Raw genomic sequence first — 15,244 nt, 5'->3', positions numbered from 1 at the left:
TCACCGAAGGCGGCGAACATTCATTGCGCTGGATCAAAGCTTCACCGGCACCCTGCGGCTAGCTAGAGCGACGATGCGACCAAGCTGCTCTGAGGGCGAAGGTATTTCGTTGAAGGAAGATCCGATGAGTTACTATTTCAGCAGAAACCTCGACATGCCGTTTGCCGCGGCGATCGAACATGTCACCAAAAAGCTTGCCGGCAAGGGCTTCGGCATCCTGACAAGGATAGATGTCCAGCACACGATGAAGGTCAAGCTGGGCGTCGATTTCAAGCCCTACATGATCCTTGGCGCCTGCAATCCGCATTTCGCATGGCGCGCACTGCAGGCCGAGGACAAGATCGGCGCGATGCTGCCTTGCAACGTGATCGTGACCGAGATCTCGCCAGGCAAAGTCGAAATTGCCGCGGTCGATCCGGCAGCGGCGATGGGGTCCGTCAAAAATCCAGCACTTGCCGAAACAGCAAAGGATGTCCAGTTGTTGCTGCGGGAATTGATCAGCGAACTTTGACGGCCGACGCCATGGGCGGCACGGTGCTGGAAGACTTTGCTCGCGGCAAGGCGGAACGAAATCTCAAAGCTCTGACCGACACGGCACCCCACCTAGCGCATCGTAGAGCCGCGAATGGTCAGCAGTCCCTCAGTTGGTAGGAGCCAAGTGGTGCCACGCCGTATCCTCGTTGTCATCGGCCATCCCGACCCTTCTCCCGACCGGCTCTGCCGGGCCTTGACTTCTGCGTATACCGAAAGCGCGGAACGCGCTGGCCACACCGTGCGCAAGATCGACCTCGCCTTGCTGGACTTTCCGATGCTCCGGACAATGGAGGAGTTCGAGCATGGCAAGATTCCCGACAGCCTAAGAGAGGCCACAGAGGCAGTCGTCTGGGCGGAGCATTTCGTCTTTGTCTTCCCGCTTTGGCTGGGCACCGTGCCGGCCATGCTGAAGGCTTTCCTGGAGCAGGTGATGCGACCAGGCACGGCATTCGCCTACCCGGCCAAAGGCGAAGGTTTCGCCAAATCCTTGCTGCGCGGCCGCTCCGCCCGCCTGGTGGTGACGATGGGAATGCCGGCGGCCGTTTACCGGATATGGTTCTTCAGCCACGGGATTGCCGGCATGCGGCGCGGCATTCTCAACTTTGTCGGGATCAGGCCGGTGCGCGAAACCTTGTTCGGCATGGTCGCAAGCGCCAGCGACGCGAAACGCGCTAAGTGGATCGGGCGAATGCGCGAGCTGGGCCAGCGAGGGCTTTGAGACGCTGCTCCGGAAGTCGCGAAGGCAATTTGGATTGCCGGCGCGGCAACAAATCCCGGAGCCACTAATCTTGGTATGCGCCCAAACTTCTGGAACCTGTCCGTCCGGGCAGGCAGCGACGATCGCGGATGTCGGCCGACGAGCCTATGGATTGACGGTAAATTCGGCCCACATGCCGGCGCCGTAGTGGCCTGGCACGTTACAGATGAGCAGGTACTTTCCCGCTTGCAGGTCAACGGTCAAAGCGCCTGATTTGCCCGGATCAAGTTCCGAAACCTCCCCCTTGTCGCCCGCCTTGTCTTCGTCGACCCGGTTCTCGGCGTCAATGTAAGGGAGCGGCTTTTTCGGGTCGGCAAGGAACATCACGATCATTTCGTGAACGGTATCCTTGGAATCGTTCTTGACCTTGAAAGTGACCTTTCCGGCCTTCACCGCGCCGGGCGAGACCTTGAGGCCCATGGTAGCTTTTGAGATGTCCAGTCCTGGCGTCGCGTAGGCGAGGCCCATCGGCATCTCCGTACTCGCGCCCTTGTCCCAAAGAGAGACCTGGACAAGCGAAGCAGCCCAGACCGAACCGGTAGTGCCGGCCATCAGCATGGCGACGGCAATTCCCAGCTTGGAAACGGTGTTCATATTGATCCTCCATCAGTACGACAGCACAAGCGCTGACATTATCTATCCACACTGCTCGCGCAGTCGTCCGCTGTCCTTGCGCTAAATCAAACTGGCCGGCGGCAACTCATCCGCGGCATCATGGCGTCAGGACAGCGGCGCCGCTCAGCCTGCCCATCCGCAAATCGTCCAGCGCCTGATTGGCCTGCTCGAGCGGATAGACTTTTGTGTGCGTGCGCACCTGAGCACGCTGTGCCATCGGAAAGAATTCCTCCGCGTCACGGCGAGTGAGATTAGCGACTGACACCAACTCTCGTTCTTCCCAGAGAAGTCGGTAGGGCATCGATGGGACGTCGCTCATGTGGATACCGCCGCAGACCACGCGGCCGCCTTTGCGCACAGCCCGCAACGCCGCGGGCACCAGTTCGCCAACCGGTGCGAAGATGATCGCCGCGTCAAGCTCGGCGGCGGGTAATTCATCGGACGACCCTGCCCAGACAACGCCCAACGAGCGCGCGAATTGCTGGGCCTGGATGTCGCCGGAACGTGTGAAGGCGAATATCTCTCGTCCCTGCCAGATCGCGACCTGGGTGATGATATGTGCTGCGGCACCGAAGCCATAGATGCCCAGTCTTCGGCCGTCGCCCGCCTTCTTGAGGCAGCGCCAGCCGATCAACCCTGCACACAGGAGCGGCGCCAGCGACACCGGGTCCGCCGCGGCGTCGAGCTCGAAAGCGAAATGCTGATCGGCAACGACATGGCTCGCGAAGCCGCCGTCGCGCGTGTAGCCGGTGAAGAGCGGCTCGTCGCAAAGATTTTCGGCGCCAGCGACACAATAGGGGCAATGCCCGCAGGTATGTCCGAGCCAAGGAACGCCTACTCTCTGGCCAAGCCGAGACGGCGACACGCCCTCACCAACCAGATCCACGATGCCGACGATTTCGTGGCCTGGGACAAGCGGCAACTTCGGGCGCGGCAGATCGCCGTCGACGACATGCAGGTCGGTCCGGCATACCGCACAGGCTTCGACCCTGAGCCTTATTTCACCCGGTCGCGGCGTAGGGTCGGGGCGATCGGTGGCCTTCAAAGGAGTGCCCGGCCTCTCCAGCACCATTGCCCTCATGAAACACCTCAGTCCGGAAATGATTGTGGCTAAGTCTGCCGCCCGCTCGGCAAAAAAGGGAAATGCACTACCTGACGGGAAATGGAATTATCGGGAGTGCTTGCTCTCCATCGCGCGCGGCCTGATGCGACCACCGAAGCCATGGCTCGCCGCGACGTGACTGCGCTTCCGAGCGGAAAGCATCTCGAAATAAAGGCCTAAGGCCGCAAGATAGGCAAGGCCGAGCATCCCGGCCCAGATTTCGATGATGTCGGAGGTCATGGCCAAATTCCCTTGTTTGCATGGTTGGTTCTGACCGGATGGTCGCCCAGCCAATTCATGCCGGCCTTGATCGTGGTCAATCGCATGAAGCGCGCGTCTTGCACGGCGGGGGCTGGATAGATCGGGGGCTTTCGAACTCGGCCTAAGTAGTTTCCCGTAGGGACATAACCGAATTTCGGCGTGGCGGGATTTGCGCGATTGCTGTTGTCACAGATTCACCGGGACCACAGCCATGTACGCTCAAGCCTCCGCCAAGATTGAACTGCCGTCATACCTCCTCCAGCAGAACCCGGCTGCCATCTTTGACGGCGCGACCGTGCAGCCGGTGAGCTTCTTCTCGGCAGGCGCCGAGATCTACGCCCAGGGCGAAAAGGCGGGTGCCCTCTACCAGGTCGAGTTCGGCGCGGTCCGCATCTACCGCCTGCTCGCCGACGGCCGCAGGCAGATCAGCGCGTTCCATCTGGCGGGAGAAACCTTCGGCTTCGAGGCCGACCCCACTCACCATTTCTTCGCCGAAGCGATCAACGCAACCGGTGTCCGGGTCTTCCGCGCTCCATCAGGCACGGACATGTCGCGCCAGCTTCTGCCTCTCGCACTCAAAGGCCTGACCCGGGCGCAGGAACATCTTCTGGTACTTGGCCGCCAGAACGCCATCGAGCGCGTAGCGGCATTCTTCATCGAAATGTCGGAGAGTCAGGGCGGACTGCGGCAGGTGGAACTGCCCATGTCGCGAAACGACATCGGCGACTATCTCGGCCTCACAATCGAAACCGTCTCGCGGGTCTTCACCCGCCTGAGAGAGAAGGGTGTGATCCGCCTGCTCAGCCTTCGCAGCATCGAAATCATCAAGCGGGACACGCTGCTGGCGATGGGGGAATGAGGCATTCGAGCCAGTTTCACGCAAAAGTCCTGAGAGGGACGACAATGAAAAGCACGCTCACCACGCACACGGGATTTCGGTTCGAAGTGCGCCGCGCTCGCCCCGACGACGAGCAGCTCGTCGCGGAGTTCTTCAAGCATGTAGTAACGCCAGAGGATTTGCGCTTCCGTTTCCTCGGCGCGTTGCGGGAAGTGTCGCATGAGCGCTTGGTGGCGATGACCCGTTCCGACGATCCCCACATCCATAACTTTCTCGCCTTTTCGACCGACGGAATGCTGATCGCGGTAGCGACGCTCGCAGCCGATCCGGCCGACCGCCGGGGCGAAGTCGCCATTTGCATCCGCGAGGACCGCAAACATCTCGGCGTCGGCTGGGAATTTCTCGGCTATATGGCGCGTTACGCCGACGACCTGACATCGAGACGATCGAGTCGATCGAGAGCCGCGAAAACCGCGCGGCGATCGAACTTGAACGCGACATGGGTTTCACCGTCAAAACCGACCCCGACGACCCGACACTCGTCTTGGTTCAGCGGAAGCTCGGCGCCAAGTTGGCGAGCTAGATACCATCTTGGCTTTCAGTCCTTGGGGAGTCCGCCGTCAGATCTTGAACCGGTAGCGGGCCGACGAATGGCTTCCCCCCCTGAGGGATACCCACGCGTGAGTGGACAACTCTGGCACGTGAGCGGCGCCCCGCCAACTGGCGGCTGTCGTGATCAAACCGCCTCGAACTCGAGCAACTCTGCAGCCACCGCACGCTCTTCGTCCGCTGCGATGACCAGAACATCGACAGGGGAATCCCCGGTGCTGATCAATTCTTCGCTGTCGGCGTTCAGCTCCCTGTCGATCGCAACGCCCAGCCATCCAGCAGCTTCGCAAATCCCCTGTCGGATCACCGGCGCATGCTCGCCGATGCCCGCGGTGAACACGAGCGTGTCGAGGCCTCCGAGCGCCGCTGCGAGCGACCCGACCTCACGGCCGACGCGATAGACGAAGAGATCGACGGCGCGCATCGCCGCCGGATCTCTCGACGCAAGCAGCGTCTGCATATTCCCGGAGATGCCGGATACCCCCAGCAGGCCGGATCGCTCGTAGAGCAAGTCGATCAGTCCATCGGATGACATCTTCCGGTCGTGCAGGAGGTGCAGGAGGACGCCAGGATCGATCGCGCCGCAACGCGTACTCATGACGAGGCCGTCAAGCGTCGAGAAACCCATCGTGGTGGCATGGCTTGCGCCTGCCTTCATCGCACACAGGCTCGCTCCGCTGCCAAGGTGGGCAACGATCGTTCTGCCACCGGCGGCTGCGCCGTAACGGTTGCGGAGCTCGCTCGCGATATGGCTGTAGGACAGCCCATGGAACCCATAGGACACGATGCCTTGCTCCGACATCTCATGCGGCAAGCCATAAAGTCTTGCGAGCTCGGGCTGCGTCGCGTGAAAGGCGGTGTCGAAGCAGCCGACCTGCGTTGCGCCGGGCAGAAGGCGGCTGGCCAAGCCGACCAGTTCCAGGTTGATTGCTTGATGAATCGGGGCGAGCGGCGCGAGCCCGCGCAAGGCGTCGAGCGTGCGCTGATCGAGCGGCGTTGCGCGAGCAAACTCCCGACCGCCATGCACGATGCGGTGTCCGACCTTGCGCACCCGGCGCAACAGGCCACGGTTTGCCAGATAGGACGCAATGGCTTCAAACGCCTTGTCGATGGAGATTGGTTGTTCGCCTAGGCTCCTGTCGAACGGTGGCGTCGTTGCCGTGGGCGCGACGTGAAGCCGGGGCCGCTCGCCCATAGACGAGACACTGCCACGCACCAGCAGATGAAGCTCGTCGCGGCCTTGAAAGGCGGCGAACTTCAGGCTCGACGAGCCGCCATTGAGGACAAGAATTACATCCGTCACGGTCGACTGGCTCCACCCACTGTTGCGGGTCCGATCCTGTCAGCCTGGCGCTTCGCCATCACTACTGCTCCCACTTCCAACCGAGTATCTCGGGCATGTCTTGTCCGTGCTCGCGGATATAGGCCTGGTGCTCGATCAGCTTGCCTTCCATGGCCTGTTTCAGCCGAATATGCGCGCCGGCCGGCTCGGGGATGCGCTCGAGAACGCCGAGCACCAGGTGATAGCGGTCAAGCCCGTTCAGCACGGTCATGTCAAAGGGCGTCGTCGTCGTTCCTTCCTCATTGTAACCGCGTACATGGATGTTGTCGTGATTGGTCCGTCGATAGGTCAGACGATGGATGGTCCATGGATATCCGTGATATGCGAAGATGACGGGCTTGTCCCTGGTGAACAGCGCATCGAACTCCCGATCCGAGAGACCGTGCGGATGATGTTCCTTTGGCTGCAGGGTCATCAAATCGACGATGTTGACGACACGAACCTTGAGGTCGGGAATGTGGTGTCTGAGGATCTGAACAGCAGCCAGCGTCTCGAGCGTCGGCACGTCGCCGGCGCAGGCCATCACCACATCCGGCTCGGCCCCACGGTCGGTCGATGCCCAATCCCATATGCCGATGCCGGCGTTGCAGTGGACCTTCGCCTCATCGATGGACAGCCATTGCCAGGAATTGGCCTTGCCGGCGACGACGACATTGATGCGGTTCCATGTCCGCAGCACATGGTCGGTCACGCAAAGCAGGCTGTTGGCATCCGCCGGCAGATAGACGCGCACGACGTCCGCCTTCTTGTTCAAGGCCACGTCGATGAAGCCCGGATCCTGATGGCTGAACCCATTATGCTCCTGCTGCCAGACATGGCTGGACAACAGATAGTTCAGCGAAGCGATCGGCCGCCGCCAGGCGAGCTTGCGGCAGGCATCTAGCCATTTCGCATGCTGGTTGAACATGGAATCGACGATGTGCGTGAAGGCCTCGTAGCACGAGAAGAAGCCGTGGCGCCCGGTAAGCAGGTAACCTTCCAGCCAGCCCTGGCAGGTGTGCTCGGATAGAATCTCCAGAACCCTGCCTTCCCGCGCCAGGTGCACATCCTCGGGAAGTATCCTTTCCATCCAGGCGCGCTCCGTCACCTCGAATACATCCTGCAAGCGGTTCGAAGCCGTCTCGTCCGGCCCGACGATTCGGAAGTTCCTGCTGCCCTGGTTCAACGTCATAACATCGCGCAGGAAACTACCCATGACCCTGGTCGACTCCGCCTTGACATCCCCGGGCCGCTCGATCGGGACGGCGTGCTCATGCAAGCCAGGCAATTCCAAGGACCGACGCAGCAGGCCGCCATTGGCATGTGGATTGGCGCTCATGCGCCTTTCACCTTCCGGTGCAGTGGCGCGGATCGCGGCCACAGGCGCGCCGGCGCCATCGAAAAGCTCTTCAGGCCGGTAGCTTCTCATCCACTCTTCAAGCATCTTCAGATGCGCGGGGTTTTCGGCGAGGCCGGCAAGTGGAACCTGGTGGGAACGCCAGAAACCCTCGGTCTTCAGTCCATCTACCTCCTTGGGACCAGTCCAGCCCTTCGGGCTTCGAAGCACAATCATCGGCCATTTCGGCCGCGGCTGTGCCGCCTTTAGGCCGCCGCGGGCCGCATCCTGGATTGCCCTGATGTGGTCAAGGGCATCGTCGAGCACAACTGCCATGCGCTCATGCATCAAGGCCGGATCGTCGCCCTCGACAAACAGCGGCTCGTAGCCATAGCCAATGAACAGCGCACGCAGTTCTTCCTCGGGGATGCGAGCCAGAATCGTGGGGTTGGCGATCTTGTAGCCGTTGAGGTGGAGGATGGGCAGCACCGCGCCGTCAAGCGCCGGATTGAGGAACTTGTTGGAATGCCAGGAGGTGGCGAGCGGCCCAGTTTCCGCCTCTCCGTCACCCACGACACAAGCGACGACAAGGTCCGGGTTGTCGAAGGCCGCGCCATAGGCATGCGAAAGCGCATAGCCGAGCTCGCCGCCTTCATGAATCGAGCCGGGAACATCGGGCGCCGCATGACTTGGGATGCCGCCTGGAAATGAGAACTGCCTGAAGAGCTTCTTCATTCCGGCCTCGCCCAACGTAATGTCCGGATTGGTCTCGCTGTAGGTACCCTCAAGATAGGTGTTTGCCACCATCGCCGGTCCGCCATGACCAGGACCGCAGACATAGATGACATTGACATCGCGCTGCCTGATCGCCCGATTGAGATGCGCGTAGATGAAACTGAGGCCAGGTGATGTTCCCCAATGACCCAGCAGCCTCGGCTTGACATGTTCCAGCCGGAGAGGCTCGCGAAGCAGCGGGTTGTCGAGCAGGTAGATCTGTCCGATGGTCAGGTAGTTGGCGGCGCGCCAGTAGGCATCGATGTCATGTAATTCCTGGGCGGACAAGCGACTGGTGCGGGGATGCTCGGTCATTTCTCGTTCCTTCGCTGGTTCCAAACCGACGCGGGCTGAGGCACAACGCGTCGATGCTTGCCACTGGTTCACGACGGGGCGGTGTCAACACCGGTCGCCATCGATCTATCCGGCGAAGGACGACCGAGCCTTGATCCATCGCAAATGCCGAGGCAGGCGGATCTGAACGCGCCCCGAGTTGTCGCTTCATCTCGCGAAGGCAACGCAGGGCCCCTTTGGTTCAACGCAACGAACTTTGGGAAGCCAGGCAGCATCCTGTGTCCGAACCGGATAGATAGGTAACAGAATGGACTGATTAGATGGGTGACAGTTTTCTTGTCCGCCGGGAGGACCGGCGATGGTTTGGCGAGAGACTGGCATCATGGATGAGCGGCTCCGGTTTGTTGTGGACTGCCTTTCTGGCGAGGAGACGATGACGCAGCTGTGTGCGGCCTACGGCATCTCGCGCAAGAGCGGCTACAAATGGCTAGGGCGTTATCGGGAGTTTGGTCCGGAAGGTTTGCACGATCGGCCGCGAGCGCCGCTCAATCACGGCCGGGCGACGGCCGAGGATTTGGTGGGGCGGATCGTGGCTATGAAGGAGATCCACCCGCTGTGGGGGCCCAAGAAGATCATGGCCAGGCTCAAGCGAGCGGAGCCCTGCTGCGGCTGGCCTGCGGTCTCGACGGCCGGTGAGATTCTGAGGCGGCATGGACTTGTGGGGCGTAGGCGCAAACGCTGGAAGGCGGCAGGCAATGGGCCATGGCCGGAAGCTTCGGAGCCGAACGCGGTGTGGACCGGGGACCACAAGGGTTGGTTCCGGACCCGCGACGGATGGCGTTGCGAACCGCTGACGGTGATGGATGTGTCGAGCCGCTACCTATTGGGGCTCGAGGCAACAAGCTCGACGGCGGATGAAGAAGCCTGGCCTGTGTTTGAGCGGTTGTTTGAGGAGAACGGCCTGCCGGATCGGTTCAGAAGCGACAATGGCTCGCCATTTGCGTCGGCCGGCGTCGCCGGGCTGACGCCGCTTGCGGCGCGCTTCATCAAGCTCGGCATCGCCCTTGAGCGCATCCAACCGGGCAAGCCGCAGCAGAACGGGCGCCATGAGCGTTTCCATTTGACCATGCTGCCGATGGCCAAGGCACCGGAGGCCGACAGGGCGGCTCAAGCCCAGGCCTTCGAGGCCTTCCGGCGCAGCTACAATGAAGAGCGCCCGCACGAGGCGCTTGGCATGGGCACCCCATCACAGCATTATTGTCCCTCAACCCGTCCCATGCCCAGGAAGCCCCCCGAGCCGGATTATCCGGCCGAGGCGGCGGTGCGCAGCGTGCGCCAGAACGGCGCCGTCAAATGGCAGGGCGCCGAAATCTACGTCTCGGCCACGCTGGCAGGCGAGCCGATTGCCATCGAAGAGACTGAGAACGGCGAATGGGCGATGCGCTTCTATGCCCATCCGCTCGGCTTCATCGACCACAAGCACATGAAACTGGTTCGCCGAAGCGCCACACCAACCAAACCGCCTGGCGCGGCGGCGAACCCATCATAAGGGGGAGAACTGTTACCCATGTATCCGGTTCAAACTGGTACCCATCTATCGGCTGGACACCTGGTCGTGATTGGAGCCGCTCCACTATAATGGTCTTCACTGTTTGGACCTGAGGACCTTCCGGCTGTGCAGCAATCTTGCAGTTGGTCGATGTGCCCGGCTGCCATGCTCGAAAACCCACCCCTTCGTGAATTCCGAAACAAGGACATAGGCGGCCGAAATTGAAAGAAGGCCTGCAAGTACCGACAGTGGAAGAGGGACAAACCCAAACCAAGCGGCGAACCGCATGTAGGGCATGGTCACGGCGACGATGCCAACCGCGAGCGCGAGGCATGCCAACAACCTGCTCGGACGGCTTAGCCAGAATGTCTTCCGCGTGCGCACGACCAGGAGAATGGAAAGTTGGGTGAGCAGTGATTCCACAAACCAGGCAGTCTGGAATTCTGCGGCTGCGGCATGCACCACGACGAGAAGGAAGGCGAAGGTCGCGAAATCAAATAGGGAGCTCACCAGACCGAAACTTACCATGAAGCGCCTGACGAAACGGATGTCCCAGTGCTGCGGCCTGCGCAGCTGGTCGGCGTCGACATTGTCACTCGCTATCGCTAGGGCCGGGATATCGGAAAGGAAGTTGTTCAGCAGGATCTGCTTGGCCAGCAGCGGTAGGAAAGGCAGGTAGAGCGACGCGGCGGCCATGCTGATCATGTTGCCGAAATTGGCGCTGGTCGTGATGGAGATGTATTTCATCGTATTGGCGAACGTCTTGCGGCCATCGTCGACGCCCCGCACCAGTACACCCAGGTCGCGCTTGAGCAGGATAATGTCGGCGGCCTCCCGAGCCACATCGACAGCCGTATCGACGGAAATGCCAATGTCGGCTTCATGCAGCGCCGGCGCGTCATTGATGCCGTCGCCGAGATAGCCGACGACGTGGCCGCTCCGGCGCAACGCTTCGACAATACGCTCCTTCTGGTTCGGATCGATCTCGACGAAGAGATCGGTATTGCGGACACCGGCCAGAAGGCCATTTTTCGTCATTTTCGACAGGTCTTCGCCGGTCATGATCCTGTCGGACCGCAGACCTACAGCCTCGGCCAGGTGGGCGGCGACATAGCGGTTGTCGCCGGAAATGACCTTTACAGCGATGCCCCTGCTGGCAAGAGCGGACAGCGTTTCACGCACGCCTTCCTTTGGCGGATCGAGAAACAGCAGGAATCCCGCAAATGTCATCGCCGTTTCGTCATCGCGGCTGAAGCCCGCATTGTCCTGGTATCGCCGGATTGCCAGACCCAGAACACGATACCCTTGCCCGCTCCAGCGCCTGAACCTCTCGTCGATGGCTTGGCGTTCCGCCGCGCCCAGGGATTTCTGGCCGTCTGAACCTCGCACAAAGACACAGGCATCGAGAACGTTCTGTACGGCACCTTTGGTGATCAGTATCTGTTCGTCCTTTCCTCCCTTCACGGCGACCGACAACCGCTTGCGAACGAAATCGTATGGGATTTCGTCAAGCTTGGTGAAGCCGCGCAGATCATCCTGTCCTGGCTGGGCATTCGCTATTGCCTCGTCGAGGGGATTCTTCAGCCCGGTCTGCAAAGTCGCGTTCAGCCGTGCCCAGAGCAGAACCTCCTTAGAAGCATTACCCTCGACATCGAAAGATCCGTCGAGGTGAATGACGCCTTCCGTCAGCGTTCCGGTCTTGTCTGTGCACAGCAGGTCCATGCTGCCGAGGTTCTCGATCGCATCGAGGCGACGCACGATCACACCGCTGGCGGCCATCATCCGCGCGCCCCTGGCCAAAGTGACGCTGATGATCGCGGGAAGCAGTTCGGGCGTCAGTCCAACGGCGAGGGCAAGCGAAAACAGCAGCGATTCGATCAAGGGCCGATGCAGCAGCAAGTTGGCGAAGAACACCAGGATGACGATCACAAGCATGATCTCGGTCATCAGATATCCGAACATCCTGATGCCGCGGGCGAACTGGGTCTCGGGAATCCGCCGCTCCAAAGCCTCGGCGATCAGTGCAAACTCGGTGCGCGCTCCCGTGGCCACCGCAAGCACCTTCGCCGTCCCGCTGCGAACCGACGTACCGGTGAAGACGGCATTCGTTCGTTGTGCGATGCCAGCTTCGGGAGCAGACCGGCCAGCGGACTTCACGACGGGGAACGTCTCGCCGGTTAGGACGGATTCGCTGACATTAAAATCCCGGGCCTCCAGGATCACGCCGTCGACGGGAATGAGATTGCCAGCTGACAGGCAGACGACATCGCCTGGGACGATGTCCTCGACATTGATCATGCGTTCGAGGCTATCACGCAGCACGGTTGCCTTGCGGGAAACACGCTGCTGCAGCGCCTCCATCGCGCGAGAGGCACCGTACTCCTGGGTGAAGCTGAGGACGCAGCTAGCCAGTACAATCCCGCCGATAATCGCAGCTTCACGGCCCTCGCCGACAAACATCGACACGGCTGCGGCAAAGACAAGGATCAGCACCAGCGGGCTGCGAAACTGGCGGGCAAAGACTGCCAACGCCGATCCGGCGGAGCGCGACGCCAATGCGTTTGGACCGAATTTCCCGAGCCGGACCGCCGCGTCGACGCTCGAAAGACCAGACGTGGAGGTCTCCAGTTCCGCCACCAACTGATCTGTCCCGAGCGACCAATAGGGGCTCTGGGCATGATCGGGAGAACGACCGATCGAATGGCCTTCGTTTGCCATGGCGTTCAGCCGCTCCGCCTCGTCTGTCGCATGGGTCACCATGGCCATCCCGTCAATTGGACAGGAGGCGATTGACGCTGCCCTCGCGGATCAGCGAGCGTGTAACGCCGCCAAAGGCCCATTCTCTCAGCCGGCTGTGACCATAAGCTCCTGAAACGATCAGATCCGCATGAATCGATCGCGCAAAGGTCAACAACCTGTCGGCGTCAGCATCGCCAGCGACAGTTTCCGTTCGCGCCGTGATGCCGTGTTGCTCCAGAAAGGCCGCGACATCGGCAAGGCTGTCTCGAACATCTTCCGCGGATTCGGATTGCATGGTGGCGACAACAACCTCGTTGGCTGCAACCAGAAACGGCAAGGAATCGGACAAGGCCCTTCGCGCTTCCCGGCTGTCTTTCCAAGCGACAAGCACAGTCTTGCCCAGCACATGTTCGGCATTGGCCGCGGCGACCAGCACTGGTCGACCGGCGCCAAGAACGAGGCTGCCAATATCGACCGCGCGGTAGACATCCCCGCCGCCGTCGGCAGTCACGATTAGATCGGCCGAGCGGGCCACCTGGCCCAAGGCGCGGGTCGGGCCGCAGACATACTGGATCCACTCGCTGCTGACCGCGGCCGGAACGAGCTTTTCGAAAATGCCGTGCATCTCGGCCAGGCGCTTTTCGATTTCGGTGCGTTGGATCTGCATCACCTCGCCTTCGTAGACCAAGCCTTCTCCTGTCGAAACCAGAGGCGGAACATCCGCGGCCGCAAGGCCGACGAGATGAGCATCGAAGCGCTGCGCGAGCTCCGCTGCGAGCTTGACGATCGGTGCGGGGTCTGCGTCCACGGCCAGGTTGACGACAATCGTTTTGTAGGACATGCGAGCACCTCGCTTGAGCAAAGGATAGCCTCTTGATTGCCATCTCGTGGCATGTGATGCCTTGATGTCGGTCAAACGGCGGAGCCTCGTGTTTGCGAATGGATGCATGGGTGCTGAACCAGCGATCGCTAGCGTTCTTCCAGGTGCAGGATGAGATGCGAGCAATGGGGAGCCAGCTTCCGTAGACCCCGTCACAGGGACCGCCGGCTCGTCAGGCCGTCCGTCGAGACGTGACGAGTTGTCGGAACACGAGCTGCCTCCTATGCTCAAAGGAGAGGTGGGCCTGTCTATACCACCAGGGGCAGTCCAGCCAAACATTGCCTATGATCTTGGCAGCCTATCGCATCTGGTGCGCAGGGCATTGGTTGCCGACCCGAAAAGCTAGTTTGGGTCTCGCAGAGCATCCGGATCATTTTCATCCGTGTTCCACGGACGCCAGTGGGTGGGATGGACGTCGACGCGTGCGCCGGTCGCAGCATTTCTCCAACCCATCGGCTCCCTCCTGCAAGGGAATATCAACACGTGCACACCGTCTTGATCAAAGACAGCCAGTTGAAGACTGGGGCCGAGTGGCGCGCTGGCGACAGGATTCCACATCGGATTACCTTGATCCAAGCGATGGTTGGGCGCTTTGATTTGAATCATTTCTCGACAGGCACCGCTTCCCGCAGCATCGTTTCTGTGACGCATGGCGGCCTTGGCGGATCATCTCGCTGTGTATCCGCCGTCGATCAGGTGGTAGCTGCCGGTTATGAAGCTTGCCTGGCTTGATAAAAGGAAACAGGTAAGCGCGGAGACTTCCGTGGGTGTACCCAACCGCCCGACCGGGTGCAATTCTGCCAGACTTTCTATCACGTCCGGATCCAGATTCTTGGTCAGCAACGGCGTGTCTATGAAGGCCGGGCCGATGGCATTGATACGGATGTTTCGCGCGGCGAACTCCATCGCCGCGACCTTCGTCAGCCCCACCAGCGCATGTTTGGTCGCCACATAGGCACAGGCCTTCGGCCTTCCAACTGAACCCAAGACGGACGACATGTTGACGATGGCTCCGCCTTCTCCCGTCTCGAGCATGGCGGCAATCTCGTATTTCAGGCCGTAGAAGACACCGTTGAGATTCACATCGATGATCTTGCGCCAATCCTCCAGCGGATAATCGGCCGTGGTTTCGCTTGGCCCGCCGATACCGGCGTTGTTTACCGCGAGATGCAATCCCCCGAACTCCTTCACGGCGAAGTTGGCCATCTCTCTGACCGACTCGGCGTCGGCGACATCGACCTCGAAGGCGAGCGCACTCCCGACCTCAGACGCGATCCGCGTAACGGTGTCCACCGCTGAAGAATGGTCGATATCCGCGACGACGACATGCGCTCCACGGGTGGCCAGTTCAAGGGCAATGGCTGCGCCAATTCCCGATCCGGCCCCGGTGACGATCGCCGTTTTGCCTTTGAAATCCATGTTCGTAAGACTCCGTTTGATCAGGTAGCCAATAGCGATCGCTGAAGGTCAGTGCCTTGACCGCAGTCAAATCGAGATCGCATTCCTGTGCGGCGTGGCATTGGAGGATGTTTGAGCTGAGTTCGGCTTTCTTCGTCTTATTTGACGCCGATCAAGGATCGCTGCTCATCCCCAGGCTTTGATGACTACCTCGACAGGCCAGTCATGAATTGGCGA

Annotated in this window: 12 protein-coding genes; 4 read left to right on the top strand and 8 right to left on the bottom strand. The window is 60.8% G+C overall.

Going from position 1 to position 15,244, the window contains the following annotated elements; genetic code table 11:
* Window positions 1-124 precede the first annotated feature (124 nt).
* Entirely contained in the window at window positions 125-511 is a 387-nt protein-coding gene (locus EB233_RS08590) for a DUF302 domain-containing protein (protein WP_064990856.1), read from the top strand.
* A gap of 150 nt (window positions 512-661) precedes the next feature.
* On the top strand, window positions 662-1,252 hold the full coding sequence (locus EB233_RS08585) for an NAD(P)H-dependent oxidoreductase (RefSeq protein ID WP_064990855.1): 591 nt from the start codon (window positions 662-664) through the stop codon (window positions 1,250-1,252).
* A 144-nt stretch (window positions 1,253-1,396) separates the two neighbouring features.
* Here the strand turns inward: EB233_RS08585 and EB233_RS08580 are convergent, their stop codons facing one another.
* From EB233_RS08580 to EB233_RS08570, 3 genes are all read right to left on the bottom strand, one after another.
* Complete coding sequence (locus tag EB233_RS08580; RefSeq protein ID WP_081294212.1) at window positions 1,397-1,885, bottom strand: cupredoxin domain-containing protein; 489 nt, start codon at window positions 1,883-1,885, stop codon at window positions 1,397-1,399.
* 118 nt (window positions 1,886-2,003) lie between these two features.
* Window positions 2,004-2,987, bottom strand: coding sequence for a zinc-dependent alcohol dehydrogenase family protein (locus EB233_RS08575; protein ID WP_064990833.1), 984 nt, complete (start codon window positions 2,985-2,987; stop codon window positions 2,004-2,006).
* 87 nt (window positions 2,988-3,074) lie between these two features.
* Complete coding sequence (locus EB233_RS08570; RefSeq protein WP_155765408.1) at window positions 3,075-3,248, bottom strand: hypothetical protein; 174 nt, start codon at window positions 3,246-3,248, stop codon at window positions 3,075-3,077.
* A 232-nt stretch (window positions 3,249-3,480) separates the two neighbouring features.
* Here EB233_RS08570 and EB233_RS08565 point away from each other — a divergent pair, with 232 nt between their 5' ends.
* On the top strand, window positions 3,481-4,128 hold the full coding sequence (locus EB233_RS08565) for a helix-turn-helix domain-containing protein (protein WP_064990832.1): 648 nt from the start codon (window positions 3,481-3,483) through the stop codon (window positions 4,126-4,128).
* Between the two features lie 715 nt (window positions 4,129-4,843).
* Here EB233_RS08565 and EB233_RS08560 read toward each other — a convergent pair.
* Both EB233_RS08560 and EB233_RS08555 read right to left on the bottom strand, forming a co-directional pair.
* Window positions 4,844-6,019, bottom strand: a complete 1,176-nt coding sequence (locus EB233_RS08560) for an acetate/propionate family kinase (RefSeq protein ID WP_064990831.1) — start codon at window positions 6,017-6,019, stop codon at window positions 4,844-4,846.
* 61 nt (window positions 6,020-6,080) lie between these two features.
* A complete protein-coding gene (locus EB233_RS08555; protein WP_064990830.1) occupies window positions 6,081-8,462 on the bottom strand; it encodes a phosphoketolase family protein in 2,382 nt (793 codons plus the stop codon).
* Between the two features lie 337 nt (window positions 8,463-8,799).
* On the opposite strand from EB233_RS08555, the gene EB233_RS08550 reads away from it, so the two are divergent.
* A complete protein-coding gene (locus EB233_RS08550; protein ID WP_064990865.1) occupies window positions 8,800-9,990 on the top strand; it encodes an integrase core domain-containing protein in 1,191 nt (396 codons plus the stop codon).
* Window positions 9,991-10,086: 96 nt separating this feature from the next.
* Here EB233_RS08550 and mgtA read toward each other — a convergent pair whose 3' ends face one another.
* The 3 genes from mgtA to EB233_RS08535 form a co-directional block, all read right to left on the bottom strand.
* A complete protein-coding gene (mgtA, locus tag EB233_RS08545; protein WP_081294388.1) occupies window positions 10,087-12,750 on the bottom strand; it encodes a magnesium-translocating P-type ATPase in 2,664 nt (887 codons plus the stop codon).
* A 10-nt stretch (window positions 12,751-12,760) separates the two neighbouring features.
* Window positions 12,761-13,570, bottom strand: a complete 810-nt coding sequence (locus EB233_RS08540) for a universal stress protein (RefSeq protein WP_064992337.1) — start codon at window positions 13,568-13,570, stop codon at window positions 12,761-12,763.
* A gap of 705 nt (window positions 13,571-14,275) precedes the next feature.
* Window positions 14,276-15,028: an SDR family NAD(P)-dependent oxidoreductase gene (locus EB233_RS08535; protein ID WP_064992338.1), complete on the bottom strand. Its 753-nt coding sequence runs from the start codon at window positions 15,026-15,028 to the stop codon at window positions 14,276-14,278.
* Between the last annotated feature and the right edge of the window lie 216 nt (window positions 15,029-15,244).

This window comes from Mesorhizobium erdmanii (assembly GCF_013170725.1).
Lineage (GTDB): Bacteria > Pseudomonadota > Alphaproteobacteria > Rhizobiales > Rhizobiaceae > Mesorhizobium > Mesorhizobium erdmanii.
This window is presented reverse-complemented; position numbering and strand designations above follow the sequence as displayed.

Bases quoted from the DNA above. Each gene is read 5' to 3' on its own strand.
- EB233_RS08590 (WP_064990856.1), top strand. From the start codon at position 125: ATGAGTTACTATTTCAGCAGAAACCTCGACATGCCGTTTGCCGCGGCG.
- EB233_RS08580 (WP_081294212.1), bottom strand. From the start codon at position 1,885: ATGAACACCGTTTCCAAGCTGGGAATTGCCGTCGCCATGCTGATGGCC.
- EB233_RS08575 (WP_064990833.1), bottom strand. From the start codon at position 2,987: ATGAGGGCAATGGTGCTGGAGAGGCCGGGCACTCCTTTGAAGGCCACC.
- EB233_RS08570 (WP_155765408.1), bottom strand. From the start codon at position 3,248: ATGACCTCCGACATCATCGAAATCTGGGCCGGGATGCTCGGCCTTGCC.
- EB233_RS08565 (WP_064990832.1), top strand. From the start codon at position 3,481: ATGTACGCTCAAGCCTCCGCCAAGATTGAACTGCCGTCATACCTCCTC.
- EB233_RS08555 (WP_064990830.1), bottom strand. From the start codon at position 8,462: ATGACCGAGCATCCCCGCACCAGTCGCTTGTCCGCCCAGGAATTACAT.
- EB233_RS08550 (WP_064990865.1), top strand. From the start codon at position 8,800: ATGGTTTGGCGAGAGACTGGCATCATGGATGAGCGGCTCCGGTTTGTT.
- mgtA (WP_081294388.1), bottom strand. From the start codon at position 12,750: ATGGTGACCCATGCGACAGACGAGGCGGAGCGGCTGAACGCCATGGCA.
- EB233_RS08540 (WP_064992337.1), bottom strand. From the start codon at position 13,570: ATGTCCTACAAAACGATTGTCGTCAACCTGGCCGTGGACGCAGACCCC.
- EB233_RS08535 (WP_064992338.1), bottom strand. From the start codon at position 15,028: ATGGATTTCAAAGGCAAAACGGCGATCGTCACCGGGGCCGGATCGGGA.